This is a genomic window from Streptomyces sp. NPDC055955, from assembly GCF_042270245.1.
Taxonomy (GTDB): Bacteria; Actinomycetota; Actinomycetes; order Streptomycetales; family Streptomycetaceae; genus Streptomyces.
On the sequence record NZ_JBHJYS010000003.1, the window covers coordinates 255,285 to 276,095 of the forward strand.

Here is a 20,811-nt window from a genome sequence, read left to right on the forward strand (position 1 = left end):
CCTCCGGTGCGTTGTCCTGGCCCTTTGGCTCCCCACACCATGAACGGCGTTCATAAGTAGGACCAGACCCCTGGAGGGGGCTCAATGAACAGTCTCGACTGGGCCGTGCTCATCGGCTACTTCGGCATCATGGTCGCGATCGGCGTCTGGTCCCACAAACGGGTGGACGACGTCTCCGACTTCTTCACGGCCGGCGGCAAGATGCCCTGGTGGCTGTCCGGCATCTCGCACCACATGTCCGGCTACAGCGCCGTCATGTTCACCGGATACGCCGGCATCGCGTACACGTACGGCGTGACGTCGTTCGTCACGTGGTCGTTCCCGATCGCGCTCGGTATCGCCATCGGCTCGAAGCTGTTCGCGCCGCGCATCAACCGGCTGCGGTCACGGCTGCATGTGGCGTCGCCGCTCGAATACCTCAAGAACCGTTACAACCTGGGCACCCAGCAGGCGCTGGCCTGGTCCGGCATGCTCCTGAAGATCGTGGACGTGGCCGCCAAGTGGGCCGCCATCGCCACCCTGTTGTCCGTCTTCACCGGCATCTCCATCAACCAGGGCATCCTGATCACCGGCGTCATCACGGCGATCTACTGCACCATCGGCGGACTGTGGGCCGACGCGCTCACCGAGCTGGGGCAGTTCATCATCCAGCTCATCGCCGGTGTCGCCATGTTCGTCGCCGTCGTCTCCAAGCTCGGCCCGTTCGGCGGCATCTTCGGCGTCTGGGACGAGCCCGAGCTCGCGGGCCACGGCAAGCCGCTCGTCGGGCCGTACGGCACGGTGTTCCTGCTGGCGTTCCTCTTCATCAAGCTCTTCGAGTACAACGGCGGCATGCTCAACCAGGCCCAGCGCTACATGGCCACCGGCTCCGCCCGCGAGGCCACGCGCTCGGCCCGCCTCTCGGCGGTCCTGTGGCTGGTCTGGCCCGTCGTCCTCTTCTTCCCCATGTGGGTGTCGCCGCTCCTGGTGCACGCGCAGAAGCCGGACGGTTCGGACTCGTACGGCCTGATGACCGAACAGCTCCTGCCGCACGGCCTGTTGGGCCTGGTCATCGTCGGCTTCTTCTCGCACACGATGGCCATGTGCTCCTCCGACGCGAACGCCATCGCCGCCGTCTTCACCCGTGACGTGGCGCCCGCGGTCTCGAAGAGGGCGAAGGAGCAGTGGGTCGGGAACAAGGGTCTGCTCGCCGCCCGCCTCACCACGGTGATCTTCCTCGGTCTGTCCATGGCGGTGGCCACTCAGGTCAACTCGCCCACGTTCAAGGACATCATCACCGTCGTCATCAAGTGGGTCGCGGGCCTGATGGGCCCGATCGCGATCCCGATGATGCTGGGTCTGCTGCGCGCCTTCCGCAAGTCCGGTCCCACGGCGGCGATCACCAGCTGGGCCATGGGTCTGCTCGCCTTCTGGCTGGTCAACTACCCGATCAGCTGGAACGTCGAGGGCGGGGTGCCGCTCGAGTACCAGGTGTCGATCCCGCTGGCCGTCTCGCTCGTGCTCTACATCCTCATCGGCCACCTCAAGCCGGAGGACACCCCGGAGCGGGACTCGCTCATCGAGCGCATCAACACGGACGACGACGGGTCCACCGGGGCGGCCGCGGTTCCCGCGCCGGCGGAACCGCAGGACGGGACGGTCGGCTCGCAGCCGCCCGGCCGGCTCTCGTAACCCCAGTTCCTCACCGGGCGCCGGGCGGGCTGATCACAGCCGGTCCGGCGCTTCGGCGTTCACGCCCGCGGGTAGCGGGCCAGCCATCCCGGCGACGAGGCCGCGGGGCTGTGCAGGGCGGGCCCCTGCGTCATCTCCATCGCGAAGTCGTCGGCGAGCTCCAGGACCGTGGGGCGGCCCTCCAGCTCGGTCACCCAGCCCGGCGGCAGCGCGGTCTCCCCGTGCAGCGCGCCGAGCAGGCCCCCGCACAGCGCGCCGGTCGCCTCGGACGGGCCGCCGTGGTTCACCGCGAGACACAGTCCGTGCCGTATGTCCTCGCCCACCAGGGCGCAGTACACCGCCACGGCGAGCACGCCCTCCGCGAGCCCGTCACCCACGAGTTCGTCGACGCGGGCGGCCGACGGCATGCCCTGGCGGACCGCGCCGAGCGCGTGCTTGAGCGCGTCCGTGACCGGCTGGTGCCCCGGGCGCGCGGCCAGCAGGACGAGGGTGCGCTGCACGGCGCCGTCCAGGCTCTCGCCGCGCGCGAGTCCGTGCACCACGACCGCGTACGCACCCGCGGTGAGGTAGGCCGCGGGGGCTCCGTGCGTCTGGACCGCGCACTCGGCGGCGAGCTGGAAGACGAGCTGCGGCTCCCAGCCGACGAGCAGCCCGAACGGGGCCGAGCGGGCGGCCGCCGCGGACCCGGCGGCGGCCACGTTCTTCGGCTTGTCCAGGGTTCCCATGACGTCGTTGCCGAGTCCGAGGAGGCAGTCGCGGGACGGGCCGCGGCGCGAGTACAGCCACTCCTCGCGGGCCAGCCAGCCGTCCTCCTTGCGCCGCTCGTCCGGGCCCCAGTCACGCTGGGTCGCCGCCCAGCGGAGGTAGGCGCGGTGCACGTCGGTCGGGGGATGCCAGGCGCCCGTGTCGCGCCGCACCTGCGCCCTTATCAGGCCGTCCACCGTGAAGAGCGTCTGCTGGGTCGCGGCGGTGACGGCGCCGCGGCGCCCGTGGGCGGGAGCGAGGTCGGTCAGTCCCTGCGGACCGTGCGCGGCCCTGACCTCCTCGAGGGAGAGCTCGGCGAGCGGCGCCCCGAGGGCGTCGCCGAGCGCGGCCCCGATGAGCGTGCCGCGGACCCGGCTGCGGAAATCCTGCTGCTCGGCGCGGCCCCATACGGCCGATGAGGGTCCCCCCTGCTTGGGGGTCAGTGGGGCTGCCACGGGGAGCTCTCCCCTCCGGGTCTCGTTACGCGTGCGACGACTGCGCAGCACTGTAATCGACGGGGCGTACGCGGTTGAGAGCCGAAGCGGCGCAGGCGAAGTCGCCCTTGAGAGCAATTCACCCACTTTTCTTCCGCAAACCGGACGATGTCCCCGGGCACGGCCCGGGGACCTGCGGCGCGCCGCCGCTCGACGGCCGTCCGACGCGCGCCGTTCACCGAGTGTTGGCTCACACATCGCCGGACACCCGGAACATCCGCACCATGACGCAGATGACTCGTGTCAGGGCCTCCTCGTACGCCCTGGCCGCCGCCCTCCTCGTGGGCCTGGCCGCACCCGCCGCCGCGCACGCCTCCCCCTCCTCGCACGGGCACACGTCGCACCCCCGCATCCCGTTCACGGCGGCGACGGTGACGGCGGCCGAGGACGGCTCCTCGTACACGGTCGAGTGGACGGCGCCGGGTGTCCGGCACGTGGCGGTCCGCGCGGGCGGCCGCACCGTCGCGTCCGGCGGCTCGTCCGGCAAGGTCACCGTGCGCGGCCTGCCCGCCGCCGACCGCCAGTGGTTCGACCTGGTGCCCGACCGGGGCCAGGGCCTGCACCTCGCCGACCGCGAGATACGCCTCGACGGCGCGGTCAACTTCCGTGACGCGGGCGGCTACCGCACCAGCGACGGACACTGGGTGCGGATGGGCGAGATCTACCGCACCGCGTCCCTGGACAAGCTCACGGACAGGGACCTGGCGAAGCTGAAGCGCCTCGGCATCTCCGTGGACTACGACCTGCGGACGCAGCAGGAGCGCGCCTCCGCGCCCGACCGCGTCCCCGCCGGCTCCCGTTACGTCGTCGCCGACGTCCTCGGCGACCTCGGGGGCCTGTCCGGCCTCCCCGCGTCGCCCGAGGCATCCGCCCAGCTGATGGTGGACGCGGAGAGGACCATGGTTTCCGCGCCGACCGCGCAGCAGGCCTACACCACGGTCCTGCACGGCATCGCGGACGCCGACGGCGCGAACGCGCTGTTCCACTGCACGGCCGGCAAGGACCGCACGGGCTGGGCGAACGCCACGCTCCTGACCGCGCTCGGTGTGCCGCGCGAGACGGTGATGGACGACTACCTGGCCAGCAACACGTACCGCGCGAAGGAGAACGCGGCGACGCTCGCCGCGATGCCGCCCGCGCAGGCCGCCGTGTACAAGCCGATGCTGGACGTCCGCCCCGAGTACCTGAACTCGGGCTTCCAGGAGGTGACGAGCCGCTACGGCACGTTCGACCGTTACCTGGACAAGGCGCTCGGCCTCAGCCACCGCGACGTGCGCGACCTGCGCGAGGACCTGCTGGTCGGCTGACCGACTCCCGCTGCTCAGGCCCTCGTTCGGCACACGCGTCCCGAACGAGGGCCTCAGCATGCCCTGTTGAGGCCTGTTACAGGCTTGGGACGTACGTCCTCCTGGGCGCGTACAACGTTTCCCTTCGGTGGCCCGTCTTTCTTCTCGTAACCACGAACACCCCCACAGGACACCAAGAAGGAGAGGAACAGTGCGCCGCACTCTCGTCACAGCCCTCGCCGTCACCGCGCTCGCCATGCCGTTCGGCCTCGTATCCGCCGCCGGTACCGCCGCCGCTGCCACCCCCGTTCCGCCCCGCGTCCCCGCCACCGACTTCAACCACGACGGATACCAGGACCTCGTGCTCGGGGCGCCGGGCGCGACCGTGTCCGGCAAGGGGAACGCCGGGGCCGTCTCCGTGGTCTACGGCGGGAAGAACGGGCCGGACATCGCCCACGCCAAGGTCCTGACCCGCTCCACCACCGGGATACCCGGGGCCGCCGAGGAGGGCGGCTACTTCGGGGAGCGCGTCACCAGCGGGGACCTCGACGGGGACTCGTACACCGACCTCGTCGTCGCCGGCCTCGGCGGCGCGCCGAGCGTCGTGCTGTGGGGTTCGGCCACCGGGCTGAGCGGCCAGGGCAGTGTCGCGCTGCCCACGTCGACCGGGATGTTCGCCGTCGGCGACTTCAACGGCGACGGGCACCGCGACCTCGTCACCGACGACTACCCGCGCAGCGACGACCCGGACGACGACGTCGCCGGGATGACGATCTCCTACGGCCCCTTCGACCGCGCGAGCGGCAAGCCGGCGAGCCAGGACTCCATCGCCACCAGCCAGACCTTCGGGCCCGCCGACCTCGTCGTCGGCGACATGACCGGGGACGGCGCCGACGACATCGTGACGAGCCACGGCTTCGAGGAGTCGGCGTACGCCAGCAAGTTCTGGAAGGGCGGCAAGTCCGGTGTCAGCCACACCGCGAAGTCGCTGACGTCGTCGTTCCGCGGCACCGTCGGTGACGTGGACGGTGACGGGTACGGCGACCTCGTCGTCCACGACATCGGCGACAACTACGAGGACATCCCGTACGAGAAGGGCACCGTCCTCGTCATGTACGGGACCGCGGACGGGCCGTCCACGACCCGCACGAAGACCATCACGCAGGACACGGCCGGCGTGCCCGGGGTGGGCGAGAGCGGCGACATGTTCGGCACCGACCTCTCCGCCGGTGACGTGAACGGCGACGGCTACGCCGACATCGCCGTCGGCGTGCCCGGCGAGGCCATCGGCACCATCAAGGGCGCCGGCAGCGTCGTCCTGCTCAAGGGCGGCCGCGGCGGCCTGTCCGGCACGGGCTCGCAGGCCTTCAACCAGTCCACGACCGCGGTGCCCGGCGCCTCGGAGAAGGGCGACGGCTTCGGCCAGAAGGTTCTCCTGTCCGACCTGAACGGCGACGGCAAGGCCGACCTGACCGCCACCGCTCCCCTGGAGGACGGCACGTACACCGACTCCGGCGCCGCCTGGGTGCTGCGCGGGGCCACCGGCGGGCTCACCACGAGCGGCATCACGTCGTTCGGTGCCGCCGCCGTCCATGTCCCCGAGAAGAACGCCCAGTTGGGGCAGGACCTCATCGGTCACTGACCGGCCGACGGGGGTGGGGGTGAGCCCGGCGGGTTCACCCCCACCCCCGTCGCGCGTGACGCGGCTCAGTCCCCCAGTACCGGCAGCAGTTCCGGCAGGTGTCCGTCCGAGGCCGTCGCCGCGCGCTGCCGCTCCTCGGAGACCTCCCCGTACAGCGTCGTGCGCGGCTTCGCCGGGCGGCCCGCCTCCTCCGCGATCGTGACGAGGTCCTTGATTGAGCGGTACGAGCCGTAACCGGAGCCCGCCATACGGGAGATGGTCTCCTCCATCAGCGTGCCGCCCAGGTCGTTCGCCCCCGAGCGCAGCATCTCCGCGGCGCCCTGCGTGCCCAGCTTCACCCAGCTCGTCTGGATGTTGGGGATGTGCGGGTGCAGGAGGATGCGGGCCATGGCGGTGACGGCCCGGTTGTCGCGGGTCGTCGGGCCCGGCCGCGCGATGCCCGCCAGATAGACGGGCGCGTTGGTGTGGATGAACGGGAGCGTCACGAACTCCGTGAAGCCGTCCACGTTCTTGGCGAGTGCGGCCTGCTGGATCGAGGCCAGCGTGCGGAAGTGGCCGAGCCAGTGGCGGGGCTGGTCCACATGCCCGTACATCATCGTCGACGACGAGCGGATGCCCAGCTCGTGGGCCGTCGTGATGACCTCCGTCCACGTCGCCGTGGGCAGCTTGCCCTTGGTGAGGACCCAGCGGACCTCGTCGTCGAGGATCTCGGCCGCCGTGCCGGGGATGGAGTCGAGGCCGGCCTCCTTCGCCGCGGTGAGCCAGTCCCGGATCGACATGCCCGTGCGCGTCGCGCCGTTCACCACCTCCATCGGGGAGAACGCGTGCACGTGCATGCCGGGGACGCGCTCCTTCACCGCCTTCGCGATGTCGAAGTAGGCCGTGCCCGGCAGGTCGGGGTGGATGCCGCCCTGCATGCACACCTCGACCGCGCCCACGTCCCACGCCTGCTCGGCCCGGTCGGCGACCTGGGAGAGCGAGAGCGTGTACGCGTCCGCGTCCGTGCGGCGCTGCGCGAAGGCGCAGAAACGGCAGCCGGTGTAGCAGACGTTCGTGAAGTTGATGTTCCTCGTGACGATGTACGTGACGTCGTCGCCGTTCACCGTCTTGCGGATGTCGTCCGCGACGCGGCACAGGGCGTCGAGCGCCGGGCCGTCCGCGTGCAGCAGGGCGAGCGCCTCGTCGTCGGTGAGCTTCGTCGGGTCGTCGGCCGCCGTCGCCAGCGCGGCGCGCACGTCGCCGTCGATGCGCTGCGGGACCATGCCGGGCGCGGCCTGCTCGCGCAGCGCCTCCCAGTCGCCGTACACGTCGTCGAAGTCGTCGCGCCGGTCGGACGTGCGGCCCGTCGTGTCGATGGTGCGGTGCAGGTCCGTGCGACCGGTGGCGGTGAACCCCTCGTCGGGCTCCTGCCAGGGCAGGCCCCCGGGGCGCGCGTCCTCGTCGGCGAGGCCGGTGTCGGCCAGGGCGAGGGCCCGTACGTGCGGCAGCAGACGCGGGTCGAGCCACGGCTCGCCGCGCTCGATGAACTCCGGGTAGATCGTCAGGCGTTCGCGCAGCTCGAAGCCCGCCTCGCCCGTCTTCGCGGCGAGTTCGTCGATGTGCGGCCAGGGGCGCTCGGGGTTCACGTGGTCCGGGGTCAGCGGCGACACCCCGCCCCAGTCGTCGATACCGGCGCCGATCAGGAGCGCGTACTCCTCGTCGACCAGGTTCGGCGGGGCCTGGATGCGGGCGGAGGGGCCGAGGATGTGGCGGGCGACCGCGATGCACGCGGCGAGTTCCTCCAGCTCGGCGTCCGGCATGCCGCGCATCGCCGTGTCCGGCTTGGCCCGGAAGTTCTGGACGATGACTTCCTGGATGCCGTGGTAGCTGCGCTGGATGCGGCGCAGCTGGAAGAGGGAGTCGGCGCGCTCCTCGTAGGACTCGCCGATGCCGATGAGGATGCCGGTGGTGAACGGGACGTTCGACCGGCCCGCGTCCTCGAGGACCCGCAGCCGGACAGCGGGTTCCTTGTCGGGCGAGCCGTGGTGCGGGCCGCCCGGCTCGGACCACAGGCGCGTCGCCGTCGTCTCCAGCATCATGCCCATGGACGGCGCGACCGGCTTGAGGCGCTGGAGATCGGTCCAGGTCATGACGCCGGGGTTGAGGTGCGGGAGCAGCCCCGTCTCCTCCAGGACCCGGATCGCCATGGCGCGCACATAGGCGAGCGTGTCGTCGTACCCGTGCGCGTCCAGCCACTCGCGGGCCTCGGGCCAGCGGTCCTCGGGCCGGTCGCCGAGTGTGAACAGCGCTTCCTTGCAGCCCGTCTCGGCGCCGCGGCGGGCGATGTCGAGGACCTCGTCCGGTGACAGGTACATCCCGTGACCGTCCCGGCGCAGCTTGCCGGGGACGGTCACGAACGTGCAGTAGTGGCACTTGTCCCGGCACAGCCGGGTCAGCGGGATGAAGACCTTCTTCGAGTACGTGATGACGCCCGGGCGGCCCGCGGCCTTCAGGCCCGCGTCGCGCACGCGCGCGGCGGACGCCGTCAGGTCCCGCAGGTCGTCGCCGCGGGCCTGGAGCAGGACCGCCGCCTCGGCCGTGTCGAGGGCAACGCCGTCGCGGGACCGCTTCAACGCGCGGCGCATCGCGTTGGCAGTGGGTCGTACAGCCTCCGGATCAGTCATGCTCCCGAGGATACGAGCGCCCGCCGACGGCGTCTGCGCCGCGCTGACGTGCGCGGGATCACGCGACGTACACGTTTCACCTGCGCCCGGCGCCGCCCCTACAGGTACTGCTCGTACTCGTCGAGGACCTTGAGGACCGATGTCTCGTCCGCCGGGGGCAGTTGGAGGACGACCTCGTCGATGCCGAGCTCCGCGTAGTGCGCGAGCTTGCCCGGGCTCGGCAGGACCGCGAACGGCACGACGTGCAGGTCCGCCGGGTCGCGGCCCGCCTCCTCCCAGCCGGCCCGCAGCACGGGCATCGACTCGGTCAGACCGCGCCCGCCGATCGGCATCCAGCCGTCGGCGTACTCGGTGATGTGCGCGAACAGCTTCGGGCCGGCCGCTCCCCCGATCAGCGTGCGGGGCGCGCCCCCCACCGGTTTCGGGTAGGCGTGGCTGGCCCGCACCGACACCCCGAACTCACCCTCGTACGCGGTCGGTTCCTGCGCCCACAGGGCCCGCATGAGGCCCATGCGCTCCCGGCCGAGCTCGCGCCGCGTGCGCCATTCGACGCCGTGGTCGGCGGCCTCCTCGACGTTCCAGCCGAAGCCGAGGCCGAGTGTGAAACGGCCGCCGGAGAGGTGGTCGAGGGTGGCGATCTGCTTCGCCAGGCCGATGGGGTCGTGCTGGGCGATCAGCGTGATGCCGGTGCCGAGGCCGAGCCGCTCGGTGACGGCGGCGGCCTGCCCGAGCGCGACGAACGGGTCGAGGGTGCGGCCGTACTCGGCGGGCAGCTCACCCCCGGCCGGATACGGCGTCGCCCGCTCCACCGGGATGTGTGTGTGCTCGGGCAGATACAGCCCGGCGAACCCGCGTCGCTCCAGCTCACGCGCGAGCCGCACGGGCGTGATGGTCTCGTCGGTCAGGAAGATCGTGGTCGAGATCCGCATGCGGCATTCCTACCTGCCCGCCCCTCAGGAGTCCATGGACTCCCCGGGCGGACAGACGTAAGACTCCGATCCCCTTCCCTTACAGGGGAGTTCACGGCTCAATACCAGAGTTGCATGCATCACCCACGTCACAGACGGAACGTCACAGGACCCTGGGAGCCGCAGCATGTGCGAGGACGACCACACCACGACCGGCATGGGCAGACGCGCGCTGTTCGTGACGGGAGCGGCCACCGCGCTTACGTTGAGCAGTGTGAGCTTCGCGAGCGCGGCCGACGGCCGCACACCGGCGGACGGAACACGGACGACGCGGACCGTGAAGGGGACGCTGCCGCCCGGCGCGCCCGACTTCGTGTACGTGCCGGTCGAGGTGCCGCGCGGGGTACGCGAGATCCACGTCGCGTACGCCTACACGAAGGCGACCGTCCCGGCCGGCACGCAGAACAACGCCCTGGACATCGGGGTGTTCGACGAGCGGGGCACCGAACTCGGCGGGAAGGGCTTCCGCGGCTGGTCGGGCGGCGCGCGCACCGAGTTCTTCGTACGGGCGGACGACGCGACGCCGGGCTACATCCCGGGGCCGGTCCGCGCGGGCACCTGGCACATCGCGCTCGGCCCGTACACGGTGGCCCCCGAGGGCCTCCCGTACGAGCTGACCGTCACGCTCACGTACGGCGAGCAGGGGCAGACCCCTCGCGCGGTGTACCCGCCCTCGCGCGCCAAGGGCCGGGGCCGCGCCTGGTACCGCGGGGACTGCCACATCCACTCGTGGTTCTCGGACGGCAGGCGCACACCCGCCGAGATCGCGGCGCTCGCGCGCGAGGCGGGCCTGGACTTCATCAACTCCTCCGACCACAACACGCACTCGTCGCACGCCCACTGGGCCGACCAGGCGGGCGACGACCTGCTCATCATGCTGGGCGAGGAGATCACGACCCGTAACGGGCACGTGGTGGCGCTCGGCACGGACCCGGGCACGTTCGTCGACTGGCGCTACCGGGCCCGCGACAACCGCTTCGGCGCGTACGCGCGCGAGGTCCGCCGGGCCGGCGGCCTGGTCGTGCCGGCGCATCCGCACGCCACCTGCATCGGCTGCAACTGGAAGTTCGGCTTCGGCGAGGCGGACGCCGTCGAGGTGTGGAACGGCCCGTACACCGCGGACGACGAGATCTCCCTGGCCGACTGGGACAACACGCTGGTGGCGTCCGTACGGGGTTCGCGTGAGTGGATCCCCGCGATGGGCAACAGCGACGCCCACCGCGACCCGGACCGCATCGGCGGCCCGCAGACGGTGGTCCTCGCCGACGACCTGACCCGGGAGGCCGTCCAGGCGGGCATCAGGGCGGGCCGCAGTTACGTCGCCGAGTCGAAGTCCGTGGAGCTGGCGTTCACGGCGTCCGGTTCGCGCGGCGAGCACGCGGGCATCGGCGAGCGCCTCCGCGTGGACCCCGACGCGCCGGTCACCGTCCGCCTGGAGGTCAAGGGCGCCCCGGGCTGCACGCTCCACCTGGTCACGGACCAGGGCACGCTGTTCACCGCGCCGGCGCTCCCCGAGTCCGGGGCGGGCACGGCCGAGTGGCGCACGACGGCGTCGTACGCGGCCTATGTCCGGGCCGAGGTCCGGCACGCACCGACGGTCCCGGGCCTGCCGGGGGCGCTCACGGCGTTCACGAACCCGGTGTTCCTCGGCGCGTAGGGCCTGTCGTCAGTCCTCGACGACCAGCACCGGCGTCTCCCGCGTCAGCACCTCGCCGCGGAAGAACGCCGGGCTGCGCCGCCCCATCACGAGCATGATCACGAAGCCGACGAGCAGCAGGCCGACGCCGATCACGAAGACGGAGCCGACGCCGAGAACGGAGGAGCCGCTGCCGTACGCCGGGTTCCACATGTCGACGAGGGTCTTCACGAACACGGCGGACAGCAGGACGCCGCCGAGGACCGGGAAGAGGGCCTTGAAGAAGAAGTCCCGGGGCGAGCGCAGCAGCTCGGAGCGGAAGTACCAGGCGCAGGCGAACGCCGTGAGCGCGTAGTAGAAGCAGATCATGAGGCCGAGCGCGTAGATCGTGTCGACGAGGACGTGCTCGGAGACCAGCGTCATGACCGTGTAGAACACGCCGGTGGAGACGCCCGCGGTGACCGTGGCGCGGCCCGGGGTCTTGAAGCGCGGGTGGACGCGGGCGTAGGAGGCGGGCAGCGCCTCGTACGTGGCCATGGCGAGGACCGTGCGGGCGACCGGGATGAACGTGGTCTGCAGGCTGGCCGCGGCCGAGGCGAGGACGGCGACGAAGAGCAGGATGCCGAGGGTCGGGCCCATGACAGGGCCGGCGAGGGCGGCGAAGACGTTGTCGGACGTCGCGGGGTTGGCGAGGCCGAGGCCCTTGCCGCCGGAGCCGACGACCATCTGGGCGGCGACGCCGGTGGCGAGGTAGGAGCCGACGAGGACGACCATCGCGATGAGGGCGGCGCGGCCGGGCGTCTTGTCGCTGCCGATGGTCTCCTCGTTCGCGGTGAGGCAGGTGTCCCAGCCCCAGTACATGAAGATCGACAGGGACAGGCCCGCGGTGAACGCGCCGAACGACTTCACCGAGAACGGGTCGAGCCACGTCCAGGAGAACGGCACGGACGTGGGGAAGTCCATCGATCCCGCCTTGGCGACGGCCATCACGACGAACACGGCGAGCACGACGAGCTGGAGGCCGACCAGGGTGAACTGGACACCCTTCGTCGCCGTCATGCCGCGGTAGCTGATCGCGGTCGCGGCGGCGATCAGGGCGAGACAGGTGACGATGTGGACGGCCTTGTTGTCGTCCAGGGCGCCGATGGACCCGTTGCCGGTGATCTCGCCCGCGAGGAGCCAGAAGTAGGACGTCGCGACGCCGGCCAGGTTGGACAGCACGATGATCGTCGCGATGACGAGGCCCCAGCCGCACATCCAGCCCACGCGCGGGCCGAAGGCCTTCACGGTCCAGGTGAAGGACGTGCCGCAGTCAGGCATGGCCTTGTTCAGCTCGCGGTAGGCGAAGGCGACGAGCAGCATCGGCAGGAAGCCGGCCAGGAACACGGCGGGCATCTGGAGGCCGACCTCACCGGCCGTGGAGCCGAGCGTCGAGGTCAGGCAGTAGACGGGCGCCACGGTCGAGATACCGATGACCGCGCTGCCGACCAGCCCGACGGAGTTCCCGCCGAGGCCCTTGCTGCGGACGCCCCCGTCGGGGGCGCCGCCTGCCGTGTCGTGGGCAGCCCGTGTCGGCCGCGCGTCCAGCTCAGTCATGAACAGGACGTTAAATGCTGCGGTTTCCGCATAAGGGGGACATGAGGCGAAACCGGCCACCTTTGAATCGATGGCCGATTCACGTAACCATCCCACACCCTCAAGGCACCTTCAGGTTAACCCCATTCATCGGAAGGAATTACCGACGACGTCCGATATTCGGTAATCGCAGCAGCGCCCGATTTGCCGGGTTCAAAATTTTCCGTGTGATGTTTCCGGGGGTTACCCCGCCGGACCCGCAGCCCCCTCCTGCCCTCACCCCTGCCACACGATCGACTGGAGCTCGCTGTAGGCGTGCAGCGCGTACGAGCCCACGTCCCGGCCCACCCCGCTCTGCTTGAAGCCGCCGAACGGCGCCTCCATGTTCCGGCCGACCGTGTTCACGCCGACCCCGCCGGCCCGCAGCCGCCGCGCCACCCGGAACGCCCGCGCCACGTCCCCCGACCACACGTAGTCGATGAGCCCGTACTCGCTGTCGTTGGCGAGGGCCACCCCCTCCTCCTCGTCGTCGAAGGGCACGACCACCACGACCGGGCCGAAGATCTCCTCCCGCACGACCCGCATGTCGTTCGTGCAGTCCGCGAGGAGCGTCGGGGCGACGTAGAAGCCCTTGTCGAGAGCCGGCCGTTCGCCGCCCGCGACGATCCGCGCCCCCTCCTTGCGGCCCAGCTCGACGTACGACTCGACGCGGTCGCGGTGCGCCGCGGAGATCACCGGCCCGACGACCGTCCCCCGCGCCCTCGGATCGCCCACCTTCATGTAGCCGACGTACTCGGCCAGCTTCGAGACGAGCGCGTCGTACACCCCGCGCTGCGCGATCACCCGTGTCGGCGCCGTACAGATCTGCCCGCTGTAGAAGGCGTACGTCGTGCCGATCCCCGAGACCGCCGAGGCGAGGCCCGCCTCGTCCAGGTCGTCGAAGACGAGCGCCGCGCCCTTGCCGCCCAGCTCCATCAGCTGCCGCTTCATGCCGCGCCCGCACGCCTCGCCGATGCGCCGCCCGACCGCGGTGGAGCCGGTGAAGCTGACCATGTCGACGTCCCGGGAGTCGACGGCCGCCTCGCCCACGCCCACAGCCGTCCCGCTGACCACGTTCACCACACCGGGCGGCGCCCCCGCCTCCTCCAGAGCGGCCGCCATCCGGTACACCGACAGCGGGTCCTGCGGGGCGGGCTTCACGACGACCGTGTTCCCCATGGCGAGCGCGGGGGCGACCTTGCCGGCCGGGTTCGCCCACGGGTTGTTGTACGACGTGATGCAGGCGACGACGCCGACGGGCTGCCGTACGGCGAGCGCCCCGAGCACGCCCGCCTTCCCCATGGGGCCCGCCTCGTTGATCTGCGGCGGCAGCCCCTGCTCGACCGGTTCGAGCGCGCCCTGCGCGTAGCGGCGGAACCGCGCCACCCCCACCGCGACCTGCATCCCGCGCGCGGTCCCGCTCGTCGCGCCGCTCTCCGCCTGCGCGAGCTCCGCGTTCGCCGCGAAGTCACGCTGCATCACGTCGGCGGCCCGGTCGAGGATCGCGGCGCGCTCCTGCGGCTTCGTACGCGACCACGAGGCGAAGGCCTCGCGGGCCGCCGACGCCGCGTCGTGGACCTGCGCGCCGGACGCCTCGGGGGCGAGCCCGACGACCTCCTCCGACGCGGGGTCGACGACCTCGTAGTGCCCGCCGTCCGGCTCGGTCCACTCGCCGCCGATGAACAGCCTCTGCGCGTCCGTCATTCGGTGCCGCCCGAGGTCCCACTCGCCGTGCCCCGGACCGCCCTGTCGTCCGGCCGGGGGTCCGGGGGCTGCCCCCCGGGAAGATCCAGCGTGCTCACCGTCCTGGTGTCACGTCCGGACCGCAGCACGGTGCCGGGCACGGCCCCCGTCACGACGTCCTCGCGGATGACCTCGACGCCGTTGACCCACACGGCGTTGACGCCGATCGCCTTCGAGTCCAGGCGCGGGCTGTCGCCGGGCAGGTCGTGGACGAGAGTGGCCTTGCCCGCGTCGATCCGCTCCGGGTCGAACAGGACGAGGTCCGCGTGCCAGCCCTCCTCGATCCGGCCGCGCTCCCGCAGCCCGAACAGCCGCGCCGGATCGTCGGTGAGCATCTTCACCGCCTCCTCGATCCCGGCCAGCTTCCGCCCCCGCAGACAGTCCCCGAGGAAGCGCGTCGTGTACGGTGCCCCGCACATCCGGTCCAGGTGAGCGCCCGCGTCGGACCCGCCGAGGAGCACGTCCTCGTGGCGCCAGGTCTCGGCGCGCAGGGCCCACGAATCCGGGTCGTTGTCGCTGGGCATGGGCCAAAGGACCGTCCGCAGGCGGTCGTTGGCGCAGATCTCGACGATGCACTCGAAGGGTTCCTGGCCGCGCTCGGCCGCGATGTCGTTCACCACGCGCCCGGTCAGGCCCTCGTTCGCCTCCGCGTACGTGTCCCCGATGACGTACCGCCCGAAGTGGGCGAGCCGCCGGAAGACGCCGGCCTCCTTGCTGTCCGCGCGCCGCAGCATCTGTGCTCGCACGTCCGGGTCGCGCAGCTTCGCGATCCGCTCGTCGACGGGCAGGGACAGCACCTCGCCCCAGCCGGGGATGAGGTTGAGGGCGCAGAACGTGCCGAGCGACATGTTCATGGGGGTCAGGATCGGCATGGTGAGCGCGACGATCCGGCCGCCGGCCTTGCGGGCCCGCTCGCTGGGGATCAGCTGGCGCGGCACCCGCTCGGGGACGGCCGCGTCGATGGTGAGGACGTTCCAGTTCAGGGGCCGCCCGGCGGCCGCGCTCATCTCGACGAACAGGTCGATCTCGTCGTCGCTGAACTGGTCGAGGCACCCGGCCACGATCGCCTCGATCTGCGTGCCCTCGTGCTCGGCGACGGCGCGGCTGAGCGCGAGCAGCTCCTCGGGCCGCGCGTGCCGCGAGGCGACCGGCTGCCCGTCGCCGTCCGAGTGCGTCGAGGACTGCGTGGTCGAGAAGCCCCAGGCTCCCGCGTCCATCGCCTCGTGGAACAGGGCGAGCATCTGCTCCAGCTGCTCGGGCGTCGGCTGCCCGCCGACCGCGTCCGCGCCCATCACGTACCGGCGCAGCGCGCAGTGCCCGACCATGAAGCCCGCGTTGACGGCGATCCGCCCGTCGAGGGCGTCCAGATACTCACCGAACGAGTTCCACGTCCAGGGCGCGCCCTCCTCCAGCGCGACCAGCGACATGCCCTCGACCTTGGACATCATCCGGCGCGTGTAGTCGGCGTCCTCGGGCCGCTCCGGGTGCAGCGGGGCGAGCGTGAAGCCGCAGTTGCCGCCCGCGACGGTCGTCACGCCATGGTTCAGGGACGGCGTCGCGTACGGGTCCCAGAACAGCTGGGCGTCGTAGTGGGTGTGCGGGTCGACGAAGCCGGGGGCGAGGATCCGCCCGTGCGCGTCCTCGCTGCTCGCGGCGGGCTCGGTCACGACGCCCGGCTCCGCGATGACGGCGATACGCCCATCGCGTATCCCCACGTCGGCGACGTAGGCGGGGGCTCCCGTCCCGTCGACTACGGTCGCTCCTTTGATCAGGTGGTCGAGCACGAGGTCGTCCCCCTCCTGAAGGGTGAGTGGTGGCGGATGCGCGGGCACCGGTCCCGCCGGTCCACACGTCTGAGCATTCGGGACGCCCATCCGGCCCGTCGGCGCGTCCGAGGATCCGGGCGTCCGTCCAGCCCGTCCGGCGTTTGAGGACGAGCCCGAAGGGCGACAGGGGGTCCGGGGCACAGCTCCGCGTCGGTCCCCCGTGCACCCGTGACCCCAGGGGGCCCCGGCCCCCGTCCGGGAAGGGAGGGGCCGGGGCGGTCCATGGGTGACCGGCCGGATCAGACGGCCTCACGGAAACGCGTGGTCCGGTGCACCGGATCCGTGTCGATCTTCGGGATGACGTGCTCGCCGATCAGCTTGATCGACTGGAGCGTGTCCTCCTTGGAGATGCCGATCGGCATGCCGAACGACAGCTGGTCGGCGCCCGCCTGCTCCCACCGCTTGCACTGTGTGAGCACCTCGTCCGGGTCGCCGCAGATCAGCAGCTCCTCGGCGATGAGGAGTTCGATGATCTCCTCGTTGAACTCGGGCAGCGTCTCGGGCCACACGGGGAAGCCCTCGGGGCGCGGGAACGTGTCGTGGTAGCGGAAGACGAGCGACTGGAGGTAGTGCAGCCCGCCGGTCGCGGCGATCCGCACGGCCTCCGCGTGGGTCGGCGCGCAGATCGCGGTCGAGGTCACCATGACGTTGTCGTTGACGAACGCCCCGACGGGCTCCGCCTTGCCGATGTTCGACTTGTACTGGTCGAGCACCCACTCCATGTCGGAGACCTTCTGGACGCTGAAGCCCAGGACGCCGAGACCCTTCCTGGCGGCCATCGCGTACGAGGGCGGGGAGCCGGCCGCGTACCACATGGCGGGGTGCGCCTTCCCGTACGGCTTGGGGAAGATCTTGCGCGGCGGGAGCTGCCAGTGCTTGCCCTTGAACCCGACGTACTCCTCCTGGAGCCACATCTTCGGGAACTCGGCGATGGTCTCTTCCCAGATCTCCTTCGTGTAGTTCATGTCGGTGACGCCGGGGATGAAGCCGAGAATCTCGTGGCTCCCCGCGCCGCGCCCGCTGCCGAACTCGTGCCGCCCCTCGCTGAGATGGTCGAGCATGGCGACCTTCTCGGCGACCTTCACCGGGTGGTTGACCTGGGCGAGCGGGTTGAAGATCCCGGAACCGAGGTGGATGCGTTCGGTGGCGTGCGCGAGGTAGCCGAGGAAGACGTCGTTGGCGGAGAGGTGCGAGTACTCCTCCAGGAAGTGGTGCTCGGACGCCCAGGCGTACTTGAAGCCCGACTTGTCCGCCTGGATGACGTACTCGGTCTCCTCCATCAGCGCCTTGTGCTCGGCGAGCGGGTCGGTCTCGGCCCGCTTGCCCACATATCCCTGTACAAAGAGCCCGAATTCCAAGGAGGTTCACCGTCCCCTGTCTGTGACCGGCGGCTGCGTCAGAAGCTCCTGCGCCCTTTCTGACGTACCGTCAGATTCGATGTGCCGACTGTTTCACCGCACCCGTACAGCGTCAATACCTGATACAGCGTCAGATCATGGGATCACAGCACGCTGACGCCCGCCAGCCACCCGCCGTCGATGACGAACGGCTGGCCCGTGATGTACGCGGAGTCCTCCTGCGAGGTCAGGAACAGCGCGAGCCGCGCCACCTCCTCGGGCTGCCCGACCCGCCCCAGCGGCACGAGCTTGCGGTACAGCTCGTCGAGCGCCTGCGAGGCCTCCTCGGTGTCCGCGCCCGGGTCAAGCTGCGAGGGATTGCTCATGGCGGTGTCGATGGCGCCGGGGCACACCGCGTTCACGCGGATCTTCTTCCCGGCCAGCTCGAGGGCCGCCACCTTCGTCAGCCCCACGATCGCGTGCTTGGTGGCGGTGTACGCGCCGACGTACGCCATGCCCGTCACCCCCGTGTAGGAGGCCGTGTTCACGATCGTGCCCCCGCCGGCCGCCTCGATCTCGGGCGCGACGGTCTTGATCCCGAGGAAGGCACCCACCTGGTTGACCTGGATGATCTGCTGGAACTCGTCCAGGGGTGTGCTGACCAGCTCGTTGAACCGCAGGATCCCCGCGTTGTTCACGAGCCCGTCGATCTTCCCGTACGCCTTCTTCGCGGCGGCGACGGCGGCCGCCCAGTCGTCCTCGCGGCTCACGTCCAGATGGACGTAGAGCCCGCCCATCTCCTTGGCGAGCGCCTCGCCCTGGTCGTCGAGGACATCCCCCAGCACCACCTTGGCGCCCTCCGCGGCGAACAGCCGCGCCTCCTGCTCGCCCTGCCCGCGCGCCGCGCCCGTGATGACGACGACGCGCCCGTCCAGCTTGCCCATGCCGGTACTCCTGGTCTGTGAGGTCCTAGTCGTTCAGGTGCGGAGCGACGTCGGCGGCGAACGCCGCCATCTGGTCGGTGAGTTCGCCCAGGCTCCGGGAGCGGAACCGGACCTGGATCTGGTCCACGCCCATCGCGCCGTACGCGCGCAGCGACTCGGCGAGGGCCTGCGGGGCGCCGGACAGGGTGCGCCGCCCGACGTGCCACGCGGGTACGCCCACGTACAGAGGCTCGGCGATCGCGCCCACGGTGACGGGAGCCTCGACGCCCGCCTCCTCCCGCAGCCGCTTCAGCTTCGCTATCCGGCCCGGCAGCTGCTCGCGGCTGTCCCCCTGCGGCAGCCATCCGTCCCCCTTCACCGCGGCGCGGCGCACCGCCGGGGCCGAGGAACCGCCCACCCACAGGGGGACCCGGCTCTGCGCGGGGCGCGGCCGCTGCCCGAGCCCCTCGAAGGAGTACCGCTCCCCCTTGAACGACGGATACTCCTGCGGCCCGAGCGCCGCCCTCAGCGCGTCCAGGGCCTCGTCGAGCACGGCCCCGCGCCGCGCGAAGTCGACCCCGAGCGCCTCGAACTCCTCCGGTACGTGACCCGCCCCCACGCCGAGGATCAGCCGGCCCCCGCAGAGGTGGTCGAGAGTGGCGTACTGCTTGGCGGTGGCCAGCGGATGGCGCAGGCCGACGATCGCGACGTGGCTCATGAGGCGCACGTTCTCCGTGATGCCCGCGAGGTACGCGAGCGTGGCCACCGGGTCGTACCAGGTGGTGCTCATCGCGTCGGCGAGGCGGCGCGGGATGGCGACGTGGTCGCAGCAGGCGATGTAGTCGAAGCCGGTGCGGTCGGCGGTGCGGGCGATCTCGGCGAGGTCGGCGGCGCCGGCCCCGGCCTCCCAGCTCTCCGCGTACATCGTGGACTGGGACTGGATCGGGAGCTGGATGCCGTAGACCAGACGCCCCGGCGCCCGGCCGCTCACCGCTGCCCCGCCCAGAGTCCGTCGTCGGTCAGCCCCAGCAGGTCGATGGCGTTGCCGCGCACGATGCGCTCGACGACATCCGCGTCCAGGTGCCCCATCTGCCCCTCTCCGACCTCCTTGGACTTCGGCCAGGTCGAGTCGGAGTGCGGGTAGTCGGTCTCGTAGAGCACGTTCGCGACGCCGATCGCGTCGAGGTTCCTGAGCCCGAACGCGTCGTCGAAGAAGCAGCCGTAGACGTGGTCGGCGAAGTACTCGGAAGGCGGCTTGCGGACCTTGTCGGCGACGCCGCCCCAGCCGCGGTTCTCCTCCCAGACGACGTCCGCGCGCTCCAGGATGTACGGGATCCAGCCGATCTGGCCCTCGGCATACATGATCCTCAGGTTCGGGAAGCGCTCGAACTTGCCGCTCATCAGCCAGTCGACCATCGAGAAGCAGCAGTTGGCGAAGGTGATGGTCGAGCCGACGGCGGGCGGCGCGTCGGGCGAGGTCGACGGCATCCTGCTGGACGACCCGATGTGCATCGCGATCACGGTGCCGGTCTCGTCGCAGGCCCGCAGGAAGGGGTCCCACTCGTCCGTGTGGACGGACGGCAGGCCCAGGTGCGGCGGTATCTCGGAGAAGGCGACGGCACGCACGCCCCGGGCGGCGTTGCGCCGCACCTCCGCCGCGGCGAGCTCGGCGTCCCACAGCGGGACGAGGGTGAGCGGTATGAGCCGCCCCTGGGCCTGCGGCCCGCACCACTCCTCCACCATCCAGTCGTTGTACGCGCGCACGCCGAGCAGTCCGAGTTCACGGTTCTTGGCCTCGGTGAACGTCTGCCCGCAAAAGCGCGGGAAGGTGGGGAAGCAGAGCGCGGACTGGACGTGGTTGACGTCCATGTCGGCGAGCCGGGCCGGCACGTCGTACGAGCCCGGACGCATCTGCTCGTACGTGATGACCTCGAGCTTGATCTCGTCACGGTCGTAGCCGACCGCGGTGTCGAGGCGGGTGAGGGGCCGGTGCAGGTCCTCGTAGACCCACCAGTCACCTATCGGCCCGTCGTCCCCCGGCGCGCCCATGACCGGCGCGAACTTGCCGCCCAGGAACGTCATTTCCTTCAGGGGCGCGCGCACGATGCGCGGACCCTCGTCCCGGTACTTGGCCGGGAGGCGGTCCTGCCAGACGCCGGGCGGTTCCACGGTGTGGTCGTCCACCGAAATGATCCGGGGGAAGCCCCGGGGGCTCTCCTTGGTCTCCTTGGTCTCCATGTCGACCACGGTAGCGCTGATCTGAC

The 20,811-nt window shown here is 71.1% G+C and carries 13 protein-coding genes and 1 pseudogene; 4 read left to right on the forward strand and 10 right to left on the reverse strand.

All coding sequences use genetic code 11. The features are described from left to right. Window positions 1-84 precede the first annotated feature (84 nt). Window positions 85-1,671, forward strand: a complete 1,587-nt coding sequence (locus ACFC96_RS07225) for a sodium:solute symporter family protein (RefSeq protein ID WP_376610732.1) — start codon at window positions 85-87, stop codon at window positions 1,669-1,671. Window positions 1,672-1,730: 59 nt separating this feature from the next. Here ACFC96_RS07225 and ACFC96_RS07230 read toward each other — a convergent pair whose 3' ends face one another. Then, window positions 1,731-2,870, reverse strand: coding sequence for an ADP-ribosylglycohydrolase family protein (locus ACFC96_RS07230; RefSeq protein WP_376610734.1), 1,140 nt, complete (start codon window positions 2,868-2,870; stop codon window positions 1,731-1,733). A 263-nt stretch (window positions 2,871-3,133) separates the two neighbouring features. Between ACFC96_RS07230 and ACFC96_RS07235 the strand changes: the two genes are divergently transcribed. Together ACFC96_RS07235 and ACFC96_RS07240 are read left to right on the forward strand one after the other, a co-directional pair. Further along, on the forward strand, window positions 3,134-4,216 hold the full coding sequence (locus ACFC96_RS07235; protein ID WP_376610736.1) for a tyrosine-protein phosphatase: 1,083 nt from the start codon (window positions 3,134-3,136) through the stop codon (window positions 4,214-4,216). Between the two features lie 190 nt (window positions 4,217-4,406). Beyond that, window positions 4,407-5,837, forward strand: a complete 1,431-nt coding sequence (locus ACFC96_RS07240; protein WP_376610738.1) for an FG-GAP-like repeat-containing protein — start codon at window positions 4,407-4,409, stop codon at window positions 5,835-5,837. Between the two features lie 65 nt (window positions 5,838-5,902). Here the strand turns inward: ACFC96_RS07240 and ACFC96_RS07245 are convergent, their stop codons facing one another. Then, on the reverse strand, window positions 5,903-8,500 hold the full coding sequence (locus ACFC96_RS07245; RefSeq protein WP_376610740.1) for a bifunctional FO biosynthesis protein CofGH: 2,598 nt from the start codon (window positions 8,498-8,500) through the stop codon (window positions 5,903-5,905). Window positions 8,501-8,598: 98 nt separating this feature from the next. Next, window positions 8,599-9,429 (reverse strand): LLM class F420-dependent oxidoreductase, encoded by an 831-nt coding sequence (locus ACFC96_RS07250; RefSeq protein ID WP_376610742.1) that lies wholly within the window; start codon window positions 9,427-9,429, stop codon window positions 8,599-8,601. Between the two features lie 166 nt (window positions 9,430-9,595). Here ACFC96_RS07250 and ACFC96_RS07255 point away from each other — a divergent pair, with 166 nt between their 5' ends. Beyond that, window positions 9,596-11,125 (forward strand): CehA/McbA family metallohydrolase, encoded by a 1,530-nt coding sequence (locus ACFC96_RS07255; protein WP_376610744.1) that lies wholly within the window; start codon window positions 9,596-9,598, stop codon window positions 11,123-11,125. 9 nt (window positions 11,126-11,134) lie between these two features. Here the strand turns inward: ACFC96_RS07255 and ACFC96_RS07260 are convergent, their stop codons facing one another. The 7 genes and pseudogenes from ACFC96_RS07260 to ACFC96_RS07290 all read right to left on the reverse strand — a co-directional run bounded on the left by ACFC96_RS07260 (window position 11,135) and on the right by ACFC96_RS07290 (window position 20,785). Next, entirely contained in the window at window positions 11,135-12,700 is a 1,566-nt protein-coding gene (locus ACFC96_RS07260; protein ID WP_376610746.1) for an APC family permease, read from the reverse strand. Between the two features lie 255 nt (window positions 12,701-12,955). Then, window positions 12,956-14,422, reverse strand: coding sequence for an aldehyde dehydrogenase family protein (locus tag ACFC96_RS07265; protein ID WP_376260337.1), 1,467 nt, complete (start codon window positions 14,420-14,422; stop codon window positions 12,956-12,958). An 89-nt stretch (window positions 14,423-14,511) separates the two neighbouring features. After that, a pseudogene (locus ACFC96_RS07270) lies at window positions 14,512-16,245 on the reverse strand (amidohydrolase family protein); the annotation flags it as partial. A gap of 281 nt (window positions 16,246-16,526) precedes the next feature. Beyond that, window positions 16,527-17,645, reverse strand: coding sequence for an LLM class flavin-dependent oxidoreductase (locus ACFC96_RS07275; RefSeq protein WP_116512464.1), 1,119 nt, complete (start codon window positions 17,643-17,645; stop codon window positions 16,527-16,529). A gap of 143 nt (window positions 17,646-17,788) precedes the next feature. Next, window positions 17,789-18,568, reverse strand: coding sequence for an SDR family NAD(P)-dependent oxidoreductase (locus ACFC96_RS07280; protein WP_376260339.1), 780 nt, complete (start codon window positions 18,566-18,568; stop codon window positions 17,789-17,791). Between the two features lie 25 nt (window positions 18,569-18,593). Beyond that, window positions 18,594-19,472, reverse strand: coding sequence for a TIGR03619 family F420-dependent LLM class oxidoreductase (locus ACFC96_RS07285; protein ID WP_376260749.1), 879 nt, complete (start codon window positions 19,470-19,472; stop codon window positions 18,594-18,596). A gap of 62 nt (window positions 19,473-19,534) precedes the next feature. Then, window positions 19,535-20,785 carry an amidohydrolase family protein gene (locus tag ACFC96_RS07290; RefSeq protein WP_376260341.1) on the reverse strand — a complete coding sequence of 417 codons (1,251 nt, stop codon included), beginning with the start codon at window positions 20,783-20,785 and terminating at the stop codon, window positions 19,535-19,537. Between the last annotated feature and the right edge of the window lie 26 nt (window positions 20,786-20,811).